This is a genomic window from Micromonospora yangpuensis, from assembly GCF_900091615.1.
Taxonomy (GTDB): domain Bacteria; phylum Actinomycetota; class Actinomycetes; order Mycobacteriales; family Micromonosporaceae; genus Micromonospora; species Micromonospora yangpuensis.
This window is the reverse complement of the sequence record NZ_FMIA01000002.1, coordinates 6,306,320-6,325,042: the sequence shown is the minus strand read 5'-3', so window position 1 is coordinate 6,325,042 and position 18,723 is coordinate 6,306,320. Positions and strand designations below refer to the sequence as shown.

Annotated in this window: 15 protein-coding genes; 7 read left to right on the top strand and 8 right to left on the bottom strand. The window is 72.6% G+C overall.

The features are described from left to right. Positions 1-13: 13 nt before the first annotated feature. Entirely contained in the window at positions 14-415 is a 402-nt protein-coding gene (locus GA0070617_RS30915; RefSeq protein WP_091445405.1) for a VOC family protein, read from the bottom strand. Positions 416-485: 70 nt separating this feature from the next. On the opposite strand from GA0070617_RS30915, the gene GA0070617_RS28665 reads away from it, so the two are divergent. Further along, positions 486-863 carry an ACT domain-containing protein gene (locus tag GA0070617_RS28665; protein ID WP_217628883.1) on the top strand — a complete coding sequence of 126 codons (378 nt, stop codon included), beginning with the start codon at positions 486-488 and terminating at the stop codon, positions 861-863. An 81-nt stretch (positions 864-944) separates the two neighbouring features. Here GA0070617_RS28665 and gntD read toward each other — a convergent pair whose 3' ends face one another. After that, on the bottom strand, positions 945-2,018 hold the full coding sequence (gene gntD / locus GA0070617_RS28660; protein WP_091445400.1) for a guanitoxin biosynthesis L-enduracididine beta-hydroxylase GntD: 1,074 nt from the start codon (positions 2,016-2,018) through the stop codon (positions 945-947). A 171-nt stretch (positions 2,019-2,189) separates the two neighbouring features. Here gntD and GA0070617_RS28655 point away from each other — a divergent pair, with 171 nt between their 5' ends. From GA0070617_RS28655 to GA0070617_RS28640, 4 genes are all read left to right on the top strand, one after another. Further along, entirely contained in the window at positions 2,190-5,492 is a 3,303-nt protein-coding gene (locus tag GA0070617_RS28655; protein WP_091445397.1) for a non-ribosomal peptide synthetase, read from the top strand. A 134-nt stretch (positions 5,493-5,626) separates the two neighbouring features. Continuing rightward, positions 5,627-6,325, top strand: a complete 699-nt coding sequence (locus GA0070617_RS28650) for a hypothetical protein (RefSeq protein ID WP_139135802.1) — start codon at positions 5,627-5,629, stop codon at positions 6,323-6,325. Between the two features lie 153 nt (positions 6,326-6,478). Beyond that, complete coding sequence (locus tag GA0070617_RS28645; RefSeq protein WP_229688257.1) at positions 6,479-8,149, top strand: right-handed parallel beta-helix repeat-containing protein; 1,671 nt, start codon at positions 6,479-6,481, stop codon at positions 8,147-8,149. A 207-nt stretch (positions 8,150-8,356) separates the two neighbouring features. Next, positions 8,357-8,908 carry a hypothetical protein gene (locus GA0070617_RS28640; protein ID WP_139135801.1) on the top strand — a complete coding sequence of 184 codons (552 nt, stop codon included), beginning with the start codon at positions 8,357-8,359 and terminating at the stop codon, positions 8,906-8,908. 69 nt (positions 8,909-8,977) lie between these two features. Here the strand turns inward: GA0070617_RS28640 and GA0070617_RS28635 are convergent, their stop codons facing one another. Genes GA0070617_RS28635 through GA0070617_RS28625 form a run of 3 tightly spaced genes read right to left on the bottom strand, consistent with a single transcriptional unit; the run spans position 8,978 to position 12,161 of the window. After that, complete coding sequence (locus GA0070617_RS28635) at positions 8,978-10,222, bottom strand: ABC transporter permease (RefSeq protein ID WP_229688256.1); 1,245 nt, start codon at positions 10,220-10,222, stop codon at positions 8,978-8,980. Positions 10,223-10,248: 26 nt separating this feature from the next. Further along, positions 10,249-10,971, bottom strand: coding sequence for an ABC transporter ATP-binding protein (locus GA0070617_RS28630; RefSeq protein WP_091445387.1), 723 nt, complete (start codon positions 10,969-10,971; stop codon positions 10,249-10,251). Then, a complete protein-coding gene (locus tag GA0070617_RS28625; RefSeq protein ID WP_091445385.1) occupies positions 10,968-12,161 on the bottom strand; it encodes an efflux RND transporter periplasmic adaptor subunit in 1,194 nt (397 codons plus the stop codon). Before GA0070617_RS28625 ends, GA0070617_RS28630 begins: the two co-directional genes overlap by 4 nt. A gap of 90 nt (positions 12,162-12,251) precedes the next feature. Between GA0070617_RS28625 and GA0070617_RS28620 the strand changes: the two genes are divergently transcribed. Together GA0070617_RS28620 and GA0070617_RS28615 are read left to right on the top strand one after the other, a co-directional pair. Beyond that, positions 12,252-12,959 (top strand): response regulator transcription factor, encoded by a 708-nt coding sequence (locus GA0070617_RS28620; protein WP_091445383.1) that lies wholly within the window; start codon positions 12,252-12,254, stop codon positions 12,957-12,959. Next, complete coding sequence (locus GA0070617_RS28615) at positions 12,956-14,776, top strand: sensor histidine kinase (RefSeq protein ID WP_229688255.1); 1,821 nt, start codon at positions 12,956-12,958, stop codon at positions 14,774-14,776. Before GA0070617_RS28620 ends, GA0070617_RS28615 begins: the two co-directional genes overlap by 4 nt. 73 nt (positions 14,777-14,849) lie before the next feature. On the opposite strand, the gene GA0070617_RS28610 is transcribed toward GA0070617_RS28615, so the two are convergent. The 3 genes from GA0070617_RS28610 to GA0070617_RS28600 form a co-directional block, all read right to left on the bottom strand. Then, entirely contained in the window at positions 14,850-16,478 is a 1,629-nt protein-coding gene (locus GA0070617_RS28610; RefSeq protein ID WP_139135800.1) for an alpha/beta hydrolase-fold protein, read from the bottom strand. A gap of 202 nt (positions 16,479-16,680) precedes the next feature. After that, the gene (locus tag GA0070617_RS28605) at positions 16,681-17,376 is read right to left on the bottom strand and encodes a response regulator (RefSeq protein WP_091445379.1); all 696 of its coding nucleotides are present in this window, start codon (positions 17,374-17,376) and stop codon (positions 16,681-16,683) included. Next, a complete protein-coding gene (locus GA0070617_RS28600; RefSeq protein ID WP_217628882.1) occupies positions 17,373-18,512 on the bottom strand; it encodes a sensor histidine kinase in 1,140 nt (379 codons plus the stop codon). Before GA0070617_RS28600 ends, GA0070617_RS28605 begins: the two co-directional genes overlap by 4 nt. Between the last annotated feature and the right edge of the window lie 211 nt (positions 18,513-18,723).

The window sequence follows — 18,723 nt, the reverse complement described above, 5'->3', positions numbered from 1 at the left end:
CGGCCGAGGTCCGTCAGGTGCCGGACGGCTTGTCGTTCGCTCGTTCGGCCTCGCCGCGCTCGACGCAGAACTCGTTGCCCTCGGGGTCGGCCAGCACCACCCAGCCCTTGCCGTCGGGCTTGCGCCGGTCGTCGACCAGGCTGGCCCCGGCCCCGAGCAACCGCTCGACCTCCTCGTCACGGGTGCCGGAGCGGGGCGCGATGTCGAGGTGTACCCGGTTCTTGCCCGCCTTGGCCTCCGGCACCTGCACGAAGAGCAGCACCGGTGATCCCCCGTCCGGCGGGACCACCGCGCACTCGTCGTCGCCGGGCTCGTCCTCGGTGTCGAGCGGGAAACCGGTGACCACACTCCAGAACTGGGCCAGGGCGTACGGCTCACGGCAGTCGATGGTGACGTGACGGATGACGGCGGGCACGGGACTCCTGTCGATCGAGGTGGCCGACGCTCGCGGCGGAGCGCCGGCGATGGGCCGGTAGGGTACAAGCGTGCCAACCTCCGACACCAGCCAGCGACTGCGGGTGCTGCCCGGCCGATGCACGATGGAGCTGGCTGCCGACGGTTCCGTACCCCCGGCTGAGTGGATCGCCCTGGTCAGGGCCCCCGAAGGGCTCACCGTGATCCGGCCGGTGGCCGCCGGTGAGAAGCCCGCCGAGGGCACCTGGATCGCCCTCTACACCGGTGACCAGGCCCATCCGGTGGACCTGCCCGGCATGCTCTCCGCACTGCTCGTGCCGTTGGCGCAGGCCGGGGTGCCGGTCTTCGTCGCGTCCACCCACCACGCCGACCTCGTGCTGGTGCCGGAGGATCGGCGCGCCGACGCGCTGACCGCCCTGCACGACGCCGGTCACACCGTCGCCGACTGACCGCACCCAGCCGGACCGGCACCGACCGGTCCGGACCGGCACCGAGCCGGCCTGGGCCCGCGTCGGACCGGCCGCAGCGGGTCAGACCACGGCGCGGCCGTGGCTGCCACCGCGTCGACCCTCCGTGCGCCGTAGGTCGGCGGTGATGTTGGTACGGCGCAGCCAGCGGTCGGTGCCGTCGTAGCGGGCCTTGAAGGGCCGTCGGCCGTGCACCGCCCGCTTGTTGTCCACGACCAGCAGTTCCCCGGTGGTCAGCGGCACGTCGGTCATCCGCCGGGCGAACGTGTCGATGAGGACCTGCTGGGCCCGCTCCGCCTCCTCGTCACCCAGGTCGCGCTGCATGAAGGCCGGGTCGATCCGGATCATCGGGGCCTGCGGGTCGCCGGTCAGGATCGGGATCTGGTGCTTGCCGGTGTTCAGGTCGGCGATCAGGTCGAAGGCCAGCTGTTGCATCGCGTCGTCGGTGACCCCGGTCGTGGCCTGGTTGAACGAGGCGGTGTGCGACTCGTCGGGCAGGATGACGAAGCGCCTGGCGAAGAGCGTCCGTACCGTCTCGGCGTCCAACGGCAGCGCCTCGGTGGTGGCGAAGGTGGTCGGCACCAGATCGTGGTTGCGCAGGCAGAGCAGCATGATCCAGTCCGCCCGGTCCTCGTGGAAGGCGTCCTCGTTGTGCCAGTCCAGCTCCACCGCCGAGCTGGAACCGAGCTGGTCGTTCTCGTGCTGCGTCACCGGGAACACGTCCAGGAAGAGCTGACCCTTCTGCTGGCTGAGGAACGAGAACGGGTCACCGAGCAGCGACGCGAGCAGCGCCAGCAGGGCGGTCGCCCGGTGCAGCTCCGGCCGGTCGGTGACCTCGCTGTAGCTGGCCGGGGTGGGGCCGAGGGCCGACTCGTCGAGCGGCAGGCCGGCCAGCACCAGACCGCCGTACGGCCGGCCGGTGAGCCGGAACTCGGTGAGCGTCTCCCGGACCCGCTCCGGCAGCCGGTGGGCCAGCACGGCGAGCCGACCGAGCTGGTGTTCGACGGGCAGCGCCTGCGGTCCGGTCAGCGCCTCGTCGACGAGGCCGGTCAGCTCCTCGCGCTCAGCGCTGGAGAGAGTGAGGCGAGCAATCGCTGTGTGCCGCTGTTCGCTGCCCTCGATGGTCGACTTGCTCATGCCGTACCTCGCCTTTGCCGGCGGACACGCACGCCGTCGGCGGCCTGCCCGCAAGATCGCCGGATCGCCGACGGATGTGGACTGGTCCCAGGCTCGCAACGACCCCCCTGCCAGGGCAGTCAGGTGGATACCCGACTGCCTCGGTCACCCGCGCGGGGGGAGTCTCGGTGAGTGGTGGAGAGAATTGCGCGGATCGACCGGCGGGCCTACGCCGCTGGCCGGGCTGGTGCCGGCCGGGCAGCCACCGCCGCGCCGACGGCACACCGGACCGTACCGTTGGCACCGGCCGAGGAGCCCTGGTGGCTGGCCCACCGGTGGTCGGACCGGGCCGGAGCCGTACACGTGGTGGCCCGGACCGCCCTGGACACCCCGGTCGAACCGGCCCGTCTCGACGTGGCGCTGCGTGCCGTCGCCGCCGAGCACGACCTCTGGCGCCACCGCTGGGCCGACGGCGCCGAGGGCCCGATCCGGTGGTCCGAGCCGAATGCCGTCCCCGCCGGCCCGGCCGTGCTGACCGATCCCACCGAGACCGAGTCGGCCGAGCTGGTCGAGCGGCGGTTCGAGCTGGCGACCGACTGCCCGGTCCGGGTGGCGTTGCTGCGCCGTACCGACGGTCCCGACGAGCTGCTCCTGGTCGGGCACCGGATCGCGGTTGACGAGTGGACCGCGCCGGCCCTGCTCACCGCGATCGCCACCGCCGCCGGCCAGCCCCCCGCCGACCGACCCGATCCGGCCCGGACCCCCACCGACGACCCGGCCGACATCGACCCGGCCGGCACCGATCCGGCCGACATCGATCCGGCCGTTCCCGATCCGGCCGGGGCCGGACCGGCGGGGAGCGACCCGGAAAGCGCCGGTCCGGGCGCGTCCGACGCGGCGGTGGTCGATCCGACACCGCCGCCGGCCGGCGGGACGACCGGCCTGTGGACCGGCGCGGACCGCACGGGACCGGCGACATGGACCGCCGCGACCCATGATGTCGACCTCCCCCCGACCCTCGCGGCCACCCTGACCGCCAGGTCGGGTGACGAACTGCTCGCCGTGCTGGCTGCCGCGTGGAGTGTCCTGCTCAGCCGGTACGGCGGCGGTGGCCGGTCCGCGGTGCTCGGTACCCTGCGCCGGCCGCCGGCCGACGGCACCTCCACCCACGCCACCTCCAGCATCGACACCTCCGTCGTCGCCACCCCGGCCGTCCTGCACCTGCCGGTGACCGGCCTGAGCTGGCGCGCGTTGACCGCGCACGCCGCCGCCGGCCTGGCCCGGGCGAGCCTCGACCGGACCGGGTTCACCGACGTCGTACGGGCCGCCGCACCCGCCCGGGAGCCGGGCCGCCATCCGCTGTTCCAGACCACTGTCGCGCTGGTGGAAGCAGCCGGCGCGGCTCTGGTCACCCCGGCTCTGGGCCGGCTGGACCTGGCCGTGTGGGCGTTCACCGGTGGCCCCGACGGCCTGCGGGTACGCCTGGCGTACCAACCCGCGCTCTTCGCCGCCGAGCAGGTACGGGCGGTCGGCGGCCACCTGCTGCACCTGCTCGGCCAGGCCGTCGCCGACCCGGAGGCCGCGGTCGGATCGGCGACGCTGCTGTACCCCGAGGAGGTGCGCGGACTGGTCGAGACGGGTCGTGGCCCGGTGTCCACCGGCGACGACCGGCGGTCCCGGAACCTCGTCGAGCTGGTGGACGAATGGTCGGCGGGCACTCCCGGGGCGACCGCACTGCGCTTCGACGGCCGGGGCTACACCTACGGCGAGCTGCGGGCCCGCTCCGAGCGGGTGGCAGCGGCCCTGACCGAGCTGCGGATCGCGCCGGAGGAGATCGTCGGGGTGCTGTTCGAGCGGGGGCCGGCGCTGCCGGTGACCATGCTCGGGATCCTGCGGGCCGGCGGTGCCTACATGCCGCTGGACCCCGACCATCCCGTCGAGCGGCTCGGCTACCAGATCGGCGACGCCCGGTGCGGGCTGGTGGTGACCACGGCGACGCTCGCCGCGCGGCTGCCGGCCGGCGTCCGTACCGTCATCGTCGACCCCGCCGACCCGGGCGGCGCACCGCCGGCCACCGCACCGGAGGGCCGCGCGCCGGAGGACACCGCAGCGGAGGGCACCGCGCCGGAGCCGGGCCGGACCCCTGCGATCGACGGGCACCGGCTCGCGTACGTGATCTACACGTCGGGCTCCACCGGGCGGCCGAAGGGCACGCTGGTGCAGCACGGCTCGGCGGTCAACTACGTGTTGCACTGCCGCGACCGGTTCCCGATCGGGCCGGGGGACCGGATCCTGCAGTTCGCCAACCCCTGCTTCGACGTGAGCGTCTTCGACATCTTCGCCACCCTGGCCAACGGCGCGACGCTGGTGCACGCCCCACGGGCCGCGTTGTACGACCCGAGGGAACTCGCCGTGGTGCTGCGCACCGAGCGGATCACCGCAGCCGACCTGCCACCGGTCATCCCGCAGCTGCTCGATCTCGACGGCTTCGAAGACCTGCGGATGCTCAACGTCGGCGGCGAGGAGATGCCCGGTGACCTCGCCCCGCGCTGGCGGACCCCGGAGCGGGAGGTGCACAACATCTACGGCCCGACCGAGGTGACGGTGACCTCGACGGAGTACCGCTTCCCGTACCCGGCGCCGCCCGGCCGACCACCGATCGGCCGGCCGCTCACCAACCTCACCGCCTACGTCACCGACGAGTTCGGCGACCTGACCCCGGACGGGGTCCCCGGTGAGCTGCGGATGGGCGGCGACGGGGTGGTGCGCGGCTACCTGCACCGGCCGGCGCTGACCGCGGAGCGGTTCCAGCCGGATCCGCACGGCCCGCCCGGCTCCCGGGTGTACCGCACCGGTGACCTGGTGCGCTGGCTGCCGGACGGCAACCTCGACTTCCTCGGCCGGGTGGACCGTCAGATCAAGTTGCACGGGAACCGGATCGAGCCGGGCGAGATCGAGGTCGCGTTGCGGCTGCACCCGGACGTGCGCAACGCCGTGGTCGACCTGTACCGCACGCCCGCCGGGGACCAGGACCTGATCGCCTACCTGGTGGTCGCCGCCGGGGCCACGATGGGCGTGGCCGAGTTGCGGGACTTCCTGCGCGACCGGCTGCCCGCCCGGTTCCTGCCGAACCGCGCGATCACCGTGGACAGTCTGCCGTTGACCTCGAACGGCAAGGTGGACCGGGTGGCGCTGGCCCGGCTGGCCTCGGCGCAGGGCGGCGCCACCGTTCCCCCGTCGCCGCTCAACGACCGGCTCGCGGTGCTCTGGTGGCGGGCCCTCGGTCGGGCGCCGGCGGACAGCCCCGGGGCGCAGGACTTCTTCGACGCGGGTGGCACCTCCATCGGTGCGCTCGCCCTGTGCCAGGCGGTGCGGGACAGCTTCGGTACCCGGATCACGATGGACGCCTTCCTCGCCGATCCGACCTTCGCCGCGGTGGTCACGGCGGTGCTGCGGGGGCTGCGGGACCGCGGTTCGGGTGGGCGTACCGGATAACGGGAGGAGACGGGGCAGCGGACGGGCCCGGTGCCACCGGTGCCGGGCCCCATCGGCGACCATCGACCAACCGTGATCACGTTCGGTGATCGACTGGGTCGTTGCTGTTGCCGTGCTTCGTTAGCATGGTGGACATGACCCCCGAGCGCAGGCGTGGTGGTGTACCGCCGGTCGGCCGGCAGGAGGCCCGCGACCGTCTCTGGTTGGCGGTGGCCTCCGGTGTGGTCGCTCTCGTCCTCCTGGCCTATCTCGGCCACCGTGGCTACGTGGAGCTGGGCGCGTCCGGGGCCCACCGGGCGGGCACCCTGGTGGTGCAGCAGGCCGAGGCCGTGGCGGTCGGCTACCGCAGCCTCGACGACGGGTACGGCGGCGGCAGCGTGCAGGAGGTCCGGTACCGGCTGCCCGGCGGCGGTGAGCGGACCTCCGTGCTGCGGGACCGGGCTGCCTACCTCACCGTCGAAGAGGGGCAGACCGTGCGGGTGGGTACGTGGCGCGGGCACCTCGTGACCGTCGAGGACCAGTACGTGCGCGACCCCTGGCCGCCGGGGGTCATGCTGGTCTCCACGCTGTTGCCGCCGGCGTTCGTGCTGATGGTGGTGCAGCTCTACGGGGTGTGGCGCCTGCGCCGGGAGCGGAGCTTCGGGGGTGGCTCCGGCCGGGCCTACGCGGTTGCCGCCGCCGTGCTCGCCTTCGTGACCGGCTTCGTCGCCACGGGCGTGGGCGGCGTCGGATGGCTGCTGCCGGCGGCCATCCTGGCGGCGAGCGCCCTGGTGCCACTGGCGTGGTTCGCCGTCCGGGAGATCGGCGGGCGCCGCGCCGCCGCGCGCGGGTAGCTGCGGTCCCGATCCTGCAACAAACCTGCACGTCTCTGCCCTTGCGTGGGTGGCAAGCGCTTTCCTACGGTGGTGTTACATCGATGTTTCGCTCTATGGCCAGGCTGAGGGCGCGAAGACGTAGCCACCTGCTCACTTGCGAGGAGTCCCACCGTGAGAACTTCCGTGCGACACCGGCTTCTTGCCGGCGGTACCGCCGTGGTCGCCGCAGCCGTGGTGGCTGCGGCGCTGCCGGTGACCCAGGCGTCGGGTGCGGCGGACGGCCCCGCCGGCACGTCGGTAAACGCCAACGCGACGAACCTCAGCCTCGGGGCTGGCTCCGACGGCTCCAGCAAGGCCAGCGGCACCAGCTACGGCAACGTGCTCGACGGGAACATGGGCACCTGGTGGTCGCCGTCCGGTTCGACCGGCCGGATCTCGATCAAGTGGGGTGCGGCCACCACGGTGGCCTCGGTCAACATCAGGGAAGCGGCCGGCGCCGTCGGGGTCATCGGCTCCTGGCGGCTGGTCAACAACGACAACGGCGCGGTCCTGGCCAGCGGTACCGGGGCCGGAGCGGTATCCTTCACCGCCACCTCGCTCCGGAAGATCAACTTCGAGATCACCGGGGCGAGCGGCACGCCGCGGATCGCCGAGTTCGAGACGTACGCCGCCGGCACCACCACCCCGCCGACCACCCCGCCGCCGACGACCCCACCCACCACCCCGCCGGGCACGCCTCCGCCGTCGACCCCACCCCCGTCGAGCGGCACCCTGTACGTGGCACCGACCGGCACCGACGGCGCGGCCGGCACGCTTGCGAACCCGACCACGCTCACCTCCGCGATCACCCGGATCGCCCCCGGCGGCACGATCTTCCTGCGCGGTGGCACCTACCGCTACTCGCAGACCATCACCATCGGGCAGGGCAACAACGGCACGTCGAGCGGCCGCAAGAACATCTTCGCGTACGCCGGCGAGACCCCGGTCCTGAACTTCTCGGCGCAGAGCGAGGACCCGGCCAACCGGGGACTCGCCATCGGCGGGTCGTACTGGCACGTCCGGGGCATCGTCGTCGAACGGGCCGGGGACAACGGCATCCTGCTCGCCGGCAACAACAACATCATCGAGCGCGTGGTGACCCGGCACAACCGGGACTCCGGGCTGCAGCTCTCCCGGCTGATCGCCAACGCACCCCGGGACCAGTGGCCGTCGAACAACCTCGTGGTCAGCACGGAGTCGCACGACAACGTCGACTCCGACGGTGAGGACGCCGACGGCTTCGCCCCGAAGCTGACCGTCGGCCCGGGCAACGTCTTCCGCTACACCGTCTCGCACAACAACATCGACGACGGGTACGACCTCTACACCAAGAGCGACACCGGGGCGATCGGCGCGATCACCATCGAGTCCTCCCTGGCGTACGGCAACGGCACGCTGAGCAACGGCGGTCAGGCCGGCAACGGTGACCGCAACGGCTTCAAGCTCGGCGGCGAGGACATCGCGGTGAACCACACCATCCGGGGCAACATCGCCTACGACAACGGCAAGCACGGGTTCACCTACAACCGCAACCCGGGCACGATGACGGTGTCGAACAACGCCAACATCGGCAACACCGAGCGCAACTTCAACTTCGACGGTGGCTCCTCGGTGTTCCGGAACAACACCTCCTGCGACAGCGGCTCGAACGACCGGATCATCGGCAACGCCGACAGCTCCAACCAGTTCTGGTCCGGTTCCAACGGCTCCCGGTGCTCCGCGTACACCGGAGCCCTGGGTTGGTCCTTCGCCTCCGACGGTCGCCTCGTGGTGACCTTCGGCGGCCGGGTGGTCACCCCGTAACCAGCACGGACGGTGCCGGCGTCACCGCAGCGGTGACGCCGGCATCCGCGCGCCGCGCTGTCCGGGTCGATGCCGGTCGGCGAACCTGACATCTTCCTCACGTGGGCCCGACAGGCTGGCTCCAGTCCGCCGGGAGGTGGGCCGGAACGGACCGGGAGCGTCCCGGGCCGACCGGAGACGAAGGGCGATGCCATGCGCAGGAGTCGGGTGCTGTTGGTAGCTGCCGTCGCGTTGGTCGCGTTGTCGGCCTGCGGGAGCGCGGACGCCAGGCCGCCAGCGAAGGACGACGCGCCGCAGGTGGCCACGTTGGCCACCGCGGAACCGGAACGCACCGGCTCCGCGGAGCCGAAGAAGGAACGTCCGCGCCAGCGGCTCGACACCACGTCGGAGGAGTTCCTGGCGATGCTCGGGCCGTACAACGCGTGCATGGCCGAGCAGGGCATCCCTGGCAAGAACGGCAGCGCGCCAAGGCCGACCAGCGAGGCCGAGATGGAGACGTTCGAGGCGGCCAACCGGGTCTGCGAGCCGCAGTTCTATCCGCTGCCGCCGTGGGAGAAGGACCCGGCCAACCCGGAGGCCCGGGACTTCGCGCTCGACGTGATGAAGTGCCTGAAGGCCCAGGGCGTCAGGTACGTGGAGGTCGACGAGGACGGCATCTCCCTGGCCTTCGGCGGTGACCAGAACGACTCCCGTTCGATCAGCATGGGCCTGGACCTCGCGCCGGAGTGCGAGCGGAAGGTGGCCGCCGAGTTCAAGTGACCCGGCGACTGACAGCAGGCGCGGCGGCCGGATTCCCCGGCCGCCGCGCTTCTTCGTCCGTCCGGCTGCTCAGCCGGCGGCGAGGGCCTGCGTCGGGGGCAGCCGGGCCGCGCGTACACACGGGTAGACGCCGGCGAGCACGCCGATCACGACGGCCCCGCCGACGCCGACGACCGCCGACTCGCCCGGCACCACCAGCGGCCACCCCTGCCAGCTGGCGTACCCGACGGTGACGAGCAGTCCCAGCGTCGTGCCGACCAGGCCGCCGAGCACCGCGAGCACCACCGACTCGGTCAGGAACTGCCCCCGGATCTGCCCCCGGGTCGCCCCGAGGGCCCGTCGCAGGCCGATCTCGGCGCGTCGCTCCAGGACCGAGACGACCATCGTGTTGGCCACCCCGATCCCGCCGACGAGCAGCGCGACCCCGGCCAGGGCCAGGAAGAGCACGGAGAAGCTGCCCTCGGTCGCCCGCTTGGCGGCCAACGCGTCCGAGGGCCGGCTCACCACCACCTGGCCCGGTCTCTCCGGTGAGATCGTCTCGGCCAGCACACCCCGGACCACCTCCAACTGTGACTCCTCGCAGCGGACGTAGATCACCGTCGGATGACCGTCGAAGCGCAGCTCGCTGCGGGCCGCCTCCCACCCGACCAGCACCGACCGGTCGATGTCCGGTGACAGCGGGGTCTCGGCCAGCACCCCGATCACGGTGAACCGCCGGTCGGCGATGATCACCTGCGGCGCGGGCTGGCCGGTGGGCAGGTCGACGATGCCGAGCCGTCCGGCGGCGACCGAGCCGAGCACGACGGTGGGGAAGTTCGCCGTGGCCGGGGTCAGCCACCTGCCGGTCCGGATCCGGGCGTTGATGGTGGGCAGCAGGTCCAGGCGGCTGGCGAGCACGGTGAGGCCGGAGCCGTCCAGGGCGTCCAGCTGGTCGTTGCGGCGTACCAGGGTGTGGGTGTTGCCGACCGCGCTGACCGCGGTGACCGGACCGATGCGCTGGACCATCCCCACCGCCGACTCCGGCAGCCGGGCCGGCGGGTCGCGCTCCACGGCCGTCGCCTGGAGGGTGTTGGTGCCGAGCGCGGTCAGCTGCGTCAGCAGCGCGGCCTGACTGGACGCCGGGATGCCGGTCACCACGATCATCGTGGCGATGCCGATCGCGATGCCCAGCGCCGACAGCGCCGCCCGCAGCGGACGGGTCCGCAGGCCCGTCGAGCCGAGTGCGAGCAGGTCCGCCACGCCCAACCGGACCGGCCGTGGCGCCCCGTCGAACCGCCCGGTCACCGGGCCACCGGACCGGCGTGAGTCCGTCACCGGGCCACCGGACCGGCGTGAGTCCGTCACCGGGCCACCGGACCGGCGGGTGCCGACGGCCGGGTTGCCGGCCCGGTGTCGTCGCGGACCAGCCGTCCGTCGCGGATCTCGATCCGCCGGGGCAGGGCCGCGGCGATGTCGCGGTCGTGGGTGATCAGCACGATGGTGGTGCCCTCCTCGTTGAGCCGCCGCAGCAGCCGCAGCACGGACTGCCCGGTGGCGGTGTCCAGCGCGCCTGTCGGTTCGTCGGCCAGGACCAGCGAGGGGCGGTTGGCCAGGGCGCGGGCGATCGCGACGCGCTGCTTCTCGCCGCCGGACAACTGCGGTGGACGGTGCCCGGTGCGGTGCGCCAGGCCGACCCGGGCCAGGGCACGCACCGCGTGCTCCCGCCGCTGCCGACGCGGCACCCCGGCGTAGAGCAGACCGGTGGCGACGTTGTCGGCCGCGCTCAGGCCGTCGGAGAGGTGGAACTGCTGGAAGACGAAGCCGATCTCCCGGGCCCGCAGGGCGGACAGTCGCCGGTCGGCAAGCGTCGCGACGTCCCGGCCGGCGATGTGGACGGTGCCCGAGGTGGGGCGGTCCAACGTGCCGATGATGTTGAGCAGGGTCGACTTGCCCGAACCGGACGGTCCGACGATGGCCACCAGTTCCCCGGCGGTGACGTCCAGGCTCACCCCGGCCAACGCGGTGACCCCGCCCGGATAGACCATCGACGCGTCGCGCACCGAGAGCACGGGTCGCCCGCTCATTCGGGTACCACCAGTTCGGTGCCCTCGGTCAGCCCGTCGCCGGTGATCTCGACCCAGCCGTCGGCGAACATGCCGGTGCGCACCGCCACCAGCCCGCCGGGCGTCTGCACCGCGTAGCCTCCCTCGCGCAGTGCCACCAACGCCTCGACCGGCGCGACCAGCACGTCGGTGGCGGTACGCCCGGCGAAGTGCACCCGCACCTCACCGGAGTCGAGGTCGGCGATGGTCTGCGGCTTGTCGACGGCGACCGTCACGGTCAACAGTTGTGGGCCGGTGACGGGGCCGTTGTCGGCCGCGGCGAGAGCACGCCCGACGGAGAGGACCCGGCCGGGGACCGTACGGTCGTCGGGCAGGCCGACCCGGACCCGGTCCCCCCGCTTGACCGTGGCGGCGTCTGCGAGTTCGGCGCCGACCGTGACCACCTTGCGGACGGCGGTCACCGCGAGCAGGGGCGCGTTCGCCGGGGAACCGGGTTGCCCGGTGACCGAGTCGACCCGGACCGCCCCGCTGGCGACCTCGACGTGTCCTACCGGGATGGTGCCGGTCGCCGGTACGCCGAGATCCTCCTGCCACCGTTTGATCGCCGCGGTCAGGGCCGCGGTGAGCACGCCCTCGCCGTCGCGTACCCGGCGGGGTCCGGTCTCGGGACCGGTGGTGGCGTTGCCGGTGGGCGCGGGTGAGGGCACCCGCTCGCCGGACGCGGGCTGCCGGCCGGTGGCGTAGCCGAGCGCGGCGAGGTTCTCCGCGACGATCCGCACGTCCCGGCCGACCAGGTTCGCCCCGGCGATGTCCCGGTACAACGGCATGCTGCCGTAGAAGAGCACCACCGGCCGGTCGTCGGCCCGGAACAGCTGCCCGCCCCGCTTGATGGTGACGCCGGCCTCCGGCAGCCAGGTCACCGTCGCCGCCAGGTGCCCGGCCAACGGGCGGGTCGCGCCGAACCCGATGGTGCCGGGCAGCGTCCTGGTGGTGGAGAGGTCACGGCGCTCGATCGGTGCGGTCGCGGCGGCGGTCGTGCGCTCCGGCTTCGGCTCGGCGGCGGCCCGGTGCCGGGTCACCGCGATCCCGGACCCGACCGCCAGTCCCGCCACCACGAGCCCCACGACGAGCCACCGCACGCCGCGCCGGCGGTGGGGCGGATCGGCCACCCGTGGAATGAACTCGGTCGGGGCGTCAGGCAACGGATGCATGCCGACGAGGGTGTCCAGCGGTCGTTAGGAACCTGTCAGGTATGGCGGCCGAAGCCCCACCGGCGGGAATCGGCACCTATCATCGCCGCCATGTGCGCACAGGTTCTGGTCGCCGACGACGATCCCCGCCAGGCCGAGGTGGTACGCCGGTACCTGACCGCAGAGGGTCACGGTGTCACGGTGGTGCACGACGGCCGGGCGGCGCTGGACACGGCCCGCCGGACCCGCCCCGACCTGCTGGTGCTGGACGTGATGATGCCGGTGCTGAACGGCCTGCGGGTGTGCCAGGCCCTGCGCCGGGAGTCCGACGTGCTGGTGCTGATGTTGACCGCCCGCACCACCGAGGACGACCTGCTGACCGGCCTGGAGATCGGTGCCGACGACTACCTGACCAAGCCGTACAGCCCGCGGGAGCTGATGGCCCGGGTCCGTACCCTGTTGCGGCGGGCGGGCCGGGGCGCGCCGGTGGTGGCCGGGACCGGTCCGCGCCGGATCGGCCCGATCGAAATCGACACCGCCGCGCACCAGGTGACAGTGGACGGTGTCCGGGTGGCCTGCACGCGTGGCGAGTTCGCCATCCTGGCGGCGATGGCGGAGCAGCCGAACCGGGTATTCAGCCGGGCGCAGTTGTTGCACCACACCCACGGCATCGACCGCAACTCCACCGAGCGGACCATCGACGTACACCTGATGAACCTGCGCCGCAAGATCGAACGCGATCCACAGCGCCCGGCCTGGCTGGTCACCGTCTTCGGGGTGGGCTACAAGCTGAGCACCGTCGCGGCGCCGCCGCGGTGAGCGGGCGGCGGGTGCCGATCCGGCACAGCCTGGTGACCCGGCTGCTGGTCACCTCGGTGCTGATCGCGATCGCCGCGATCGCCGCTACCGCCTGGCTGGCCACCCGGACCGCCACCCGGGCGATCAGCCAGGAGCAGGGCCGCTCGCTCGCCGAGAACACCAGCGTGTACGACCTGCTGGTCGACTACGCCGCCGGTCACCCGGACTGGTCCGGCGTACGTCCCGTGCTCGAACGACGGGCCGCCGAGCTGGACCGCCGGATCACCCTGACGACCGAGGACCGGACGGTCATCGTGGACACGATGCCCGGCCCGTCGCTGCGTACCGCCCGGCCGGCCGCCGTGGTGGATCCGCTGAACCTGGACCTCGGTCTGACCGGCGGCACCGACCGCATCGACCGTCGGGCGGTCGGCCCGTTCCGGCTCACCCCCGCCGATCGCGTCGAACTGCGTGAGCGCGCCGAGAAGCAACTGGCCTGCCTCCGGCAGTCCGGGTTCGACGCGCGCATCGAGGAGCAGCCCAACGGCCGGCCCGAGGTGGTCCTGGCCACGCCGGGCCTGGGTGTGGCGGCGGGTGCCTGTGGTCCGGATCCGCTGGCGACGGCCACCCGTTCCGAGGCGAAGACGCTGCGCTCGCTGGGCCGGCTGGCGGCCCGCTGCCTCGACCTGGACGAGAAACGCCACCAGCTGGAGGTGCTGCCCGACTTCTCGGCGTACGTGGTCGCCGTGGTCGACGGCGAACGGAGCCAACGACCCATCCCGCAGGAGGCGCTGGGGACCGAGGTGAGGACGACCGGCCCGGCCCGGCTCGACGGCTGTGTGGAGAAGTCCCGGCGGACCCTGCTGCAGCCGTACGTGGCCCCGGCCGTGCTGCTGTTCATCACCGCCCCGGACAGCGGCACCGACCAGACCACGTTCACCCTGTCCGGCGAGAACACCGCCCGCGTCGTGGCGGTGACCGGTGCGGTACTGGTCGCCACCATCGTCGTGACGGTGCTGGTGGGCCGCCGGTTGGTCCGTCCGCTGCGGGTGCTCACCGAGGCCGTCGACGGGCAGCGGCCCGCTCCGGTGACCGCCCCGGACGAGATCGGCCGGCTGGCCCGCGCCCTCAACGACTCGATCCAGCGCCGGGACCGGGCGGAGGCCCAGCGGCGGGCGATGGTCAGCGACGTGGCGCACGAGCTGCGTACCCCGTTGACCAACATCCGCAGCTGGCTGGAGGCGGCCCAGGACGACCTCGCACCGACCGACGCCCAACTGCTCGGCCTGCTGCACGAGGAGGCGGTGCTGCTCCAGCACATCATCGACGACCTGGCCGACCTGGCGGCGGCGGACGCCGGCACGCTGCGCATCCACCCCGAGCCGACCTACGTCGGGGACGTGCTCACCCAGGTGGTGGAGAGCCACCGGGGCACCGCCCAGGCGGCCGGTGTGGAGCTGAGCACGCGGATCGACGACGATCCGGTGCTGCCGGTCGACGCGGTGCGGTTGCGTCAGATCGTCGGCAACCTGGTCTCCAACGCGATCCGCCACACCCCGCCCGGCGGCTCGGTCACCGTCGCCGCCCGCGACACCACGATCACGGTACGGGACACCGGGGTGGGCATCGCGCCGGAGAACCTGCCGAAGATCTTCGAGCGGTTCTGGCGGGCGGACGGGTCACGTAACCGGGCCACCGGCGGCAGCGGCCTGGGGCTGGCGATCACCCAGCACCTGGTCAGCGCGCACGGTGGCACGCTGACGGTGCAGAGCGTGCTCGGCGAGGGCAGCGTGTTCACCGTCCGGCTGCCGGCCGAGGTGGCGAGCAGTCCCGGGTGACGGCGGCCCCTGGCGGAACCGATGGCGGTGGTGGGTCGGCGACCGGGGTCGCCGGTCCACCACCGCCCCCTGCTTATCGGACCCGCAGCCGCTGGTGGAGCGCGGCGGCGGGCGCGTAGGTCGGGTCACCGGAGTAGGCGACGTGGACCGGGTACGTCCCCGCCGACAGTCCGGCGGTCGGCAGCGTGACCACGGCCCGGCCGCCGGCCAACGCCACCGCCTGGGTGGTGCCGCCGAAGGTGACCACGACCTCGCCGGTCACCGTCGGGGACTTCTTGTGCCGGGACTGCGCCCGCACCTCGACGTCGAGCGTGAAGGTGCCGCCCCGGACGACCGAGGCGGGGGCGGCCTTCGCCTTCACCACGGTCTTCGCCGTACCGACCGCGCCGGTGCCGGCCGACCACAGGTGGTCCCGGGCGAAGATCGTGAAGAGCTGGCTGGCCGTCATCCCGTCGTGTGCGCCGGGAACCTGGGCCGTCTCGGCGGCGTACCCGCGGGCCCGGAAGTTGTCCGCGATGGCGTTCTGGACGTCGAGGCTGCCCTCGAAGACCCCGTTGCCGAGGAAGACGAAGAGGTCGTCGTCGCCTACCGCGGCGGCGACGTCGTCGTAGTCCTGGGTGGTCAGCGAGGGGTTGCCGGAGAAGTGTCCGAAGTACCCGAACGTGGTCGGGTAGCCCCGGATGACGTGGGCGCCGGTCATGCCGCCGTAGGAGAACCCGGCGTAGGCCCGCCCCGTACGGTCGGTGGAGACGTTGTACTTCTTCTCGATGAGGGGAAGGACCGTCCGTACCAGGTTGTTGGCGGCGTTGGTCTGGTTGTACGAGGCGAAGCCGAGGCTGGTGCCGGTGAAGTGGTTGCCCACGGTCACCACCACGGTGGGCTCGATCTCGCCCTTGGCCGTCATGTTGTCCAGGATGTTCGGCACGTTGGCCGGGACCATGAAGTCGGTCTCGTCACCGAAGATGCCGTGCGCGAGATACGCGACCTTGTACGGCTCGGCACGCTTGGCGTCGTAGTTGGCCGGCAGGTAGACGCCGAGGTGGTGCCCACTGTCGCCGAGGATCGTGGTGTAGGGGATGTACTGGACGGTGCCCCGCTGCGAGCGCCTGGCCGCCGGCAGCTCGTACGCCGCCCGCTCCTTGAGCACCGGGTCGTTCTGCTTCTCGGCGTACGGCACGTACACCGCGTCGAGCACGTCGTTGTTGCGGACCCGGAACGAGGACTCGCCCGGGGGCCTGGGGTTCGTCGAGGCGGGATCCCAGATGCGCTTGTTCTCCCAGCCTCGGCTCGGGTCCCAGACCCGGTACCAGTAACTGAGGCCGCCGGCGTGCAGCGGGAGCGAGACCGTCCAGTTTCCCCGCTTGTCCCTGGTCATGTCCCGCAGGAACTCGGTCCCGCCGGCGTGGTACCGCCCCGGCTTCCATTCCTCCGGCTGGTACCGGGTGGTGCCGGTGCCGACGTCGAGCAGGGTCAGGTCGCCGGCCAGGCGTACCTGGGTGGCGTTCGGGTTGCGGTAGACGAACGTGACGGTGTACCCGGTCGGCGAGTGGCGGTCCGCCGTGACGGTCGCCCCCTCGGCGGTCGCGGGCCGGGGTTTGCCGGCGACGGCCGGAGCGGGGGCGACGGCGCCCGCGCCGAGGGACAGGCAGGCGAGCACCGTGACGGCGCGCCCGAGTCGGCGTCTTCCGATCGTTGTCCTCAACTGAAGGAACTCCTCTGTGGGGGGTGCGTGGCCGGTTGCGGATCTCCTGGTCTGGTTCGGACGCTAAATCGAATTAGCGTCGGTAGTGTCGCCGGACACACCAATCGATGTCAAGGGTGTTGCGGTGCTGTTGCGGGGTGGTTGTCCCTGGTCACGGCGCCTGCCGGCGGACGGTGCTGCCCGACCCGCGTCCCGCCGCCACTCAGGCTGACTGCCCGGGTACGGGAAGCAGGCCGCTCTCGTAGGCGAGCACGACCAGCTGGGCCCGGTCGTGCGCGTACAGCTTGGCCATGATGCGGTTCACGTGGGTCTTCGCCGTGTGCGGTGAGATGACGAGTTCCCGGGCGATCTCCTGGTTCGACCGGCCCCGCGCCACCAGCAGCAGCACCTCCCGTTCCCGGTCGGTCAACTGCTCCAGCTTCTCGGCGGCGGGGTTCGGCCGGTGCGTCCTGGCCAGGGCCAGGTCGGGGGCGGCCAGCACGTACTTCTCGATGAGGCTGCGGGTGGCAGCCGGCGAGAGCAGCGCGTCGCCGGCGTGCACCGCGCGTACGGCCCGGACGATCTCCTCGGGCTCCGCGCCCTTGCCGATGAACCCGCTCGCACCGGCCCGCAGGGCCGCCACCAGGTACTCGTCCTCCTCGAAGGTGGTGAGGATGAGCACCCGGGTCTCGGCCAACGTCGGGTCGGCGCAGATCGCGGCGGTGGCCCCGATGCCGTCGAGTTCCGGCATCCGGATGTCCATCAACACGACGTCGGGGCGGAGCGAGGCGGCCAGCGCCACCGCCTCCGTGCCGTTTACCGCTTCCCCGACGACCCTGATGCCTGCCTGGTCGACCAGGATGTCTGTCACGGCCTGACGGATGAGTGGCTGGTCGTCGACCACAAGCACGGTCGTCACCGCGGATCCTCTTTCGGTAGGGGTAGGCAGGCGGCGAGCCGGAAGCCGCTGGTCGACAACCCGGTCTCCACGACGCCGCGGACGGAGGCGACGCGTTCCCGCAGGCCGACGAGGCCGTGGCCGCCCGATGCCGCCTCCGGCCGGTCGTCCGCCGCCCCGAGCGGGGCGGGATTGGTGACGACCACCGTGACTTGCTGGTCACCGAGCTCGATCAGGACGTGTGCCCGGTGCCCGGTGCCGTGCTTGTGCGCGTTGGTGAGGCCTTCCTGGACGACGCGGTACGCGACCACGTCGACGGCGCCGGTGACCGTCGAGAGATCTCCCGTGGTCCGTACCGAGACGCTGAGTCCGGCTTCGACGAACCCGCGGACCAGCCGGTCGAGCTGGTCGAGACCGGGCTGTGGGACGGCTGCCCGGTTGGCCGGGTCGTCGTCGGAGGCGCGCAGCACCCGGAGCAGGTCGCCGATCTCGGTGAGCACCGTCCGGGCGGCGCTTCGGATCACACCGAGGGACTGCTCCGCCCGCTCCGGCCGCGTTCGCAGGGTGGACGAGGCCACCCCGGCGTTGAGGCTGATCACGGAGATCTGGTGGGCGACGACGTCGTGCAGGTCACGCGCGATCCGCAGCCGTTCCTCGGTCACCCGCCGGCGGGCCTCCGACTCACGGGTCTGCTCGGCGCGCTCGGCGCGCTCGATGACGGCGATCAGGTACTCCCGTCGGGACCGGGTCGCGTCACCGGCGGCAGCGGCGAACGCGATCATCACGGCGAACTGCAGGGACCGGGGATCGAAGACGTTCCCGATCACCGACAGCAGGCTGAGCAGGGCCATCGCCACGACGGTCGCACAGGTCACGGTGAGGGTGGTCCGGCGGTCCATCCGGTTGGCGACGTGGAACAGGGCGATCGCCGTGGCCAGCACGGCACCAGGGGCCAGGATGCCGGTGGACGCCGCGACGCCGTAGAGCAGGAGGCAGCCGGCGAGCACCGGGATCGGCCACCGCCGTCGCAGCGGTAGCAGCGCGGCCGGGGCGATCACCACCGCCGTGACGGCGTGACTGCCCGGCCGGAACTCCCCGATGTCGAACGGGGTGAACGCCGCAGCGACGATGGCCACCCCGGCGACGACGTCCCCCACCCAACAGGGTGCTCTGCGGCGCGGAATCCTGGGGTCCGCCGCGGTGGCTGTCGACGTCACCGCCTCATTCTGCCGCTCCCCCCGGCGGTGTGCGTACTCCTTCCGCGGCAACCGGGATACCGCGAACGCGGTATTCGGGTATCCGCAGCGGGGGGACGTCGAGGAGGTGGGTGCAGGGCAACGATGGAGTCGCCAGCCAGCCGCTGGCCGA

What these genes read in the sequence shown, in the direction of transcription:
- gntD (WP_091445400.1), bottom strand. Translation starts at nt 2,018, where the DNA reads ATGAGCAAGTCGACCATCGAGGGCAGCGAACAGCGGCACACAGCGATT.
- GA0070617_RS28620 (WP_091445383.1), top strand. Translation starts at nt 12,252, where the DNA reads ATGTGCGCACAGGTTCTGGTCGCCGACGACGATCCCCGCCAGGCCGAG.
- GA0070617_RS28630 (WP_091445387.1), bottom strand. Translation starts at nt 10,971, where the DNA reads ATGAGCGGGCGACCCGTGCTCTCGGTGCGCGACGCGTCGATGGTCTAT.
- GA0070617_RS28625 (WP_091445385.1), bottom strand. Translation starts at nt 12,161, where the DNA reads ATGCATCCGTTGCCTGACGCCCCGACCGAGTTCATTCCACGGGTGGCC.
- GA0070617_RS28650 (WP_139135802.1), top strand. Translation starts at nt 5,627, where the DNA reads ATGACCCCCGAGCGCAGGCGTGGTGGTGTACCGCCGGTCGGCCGGCAG.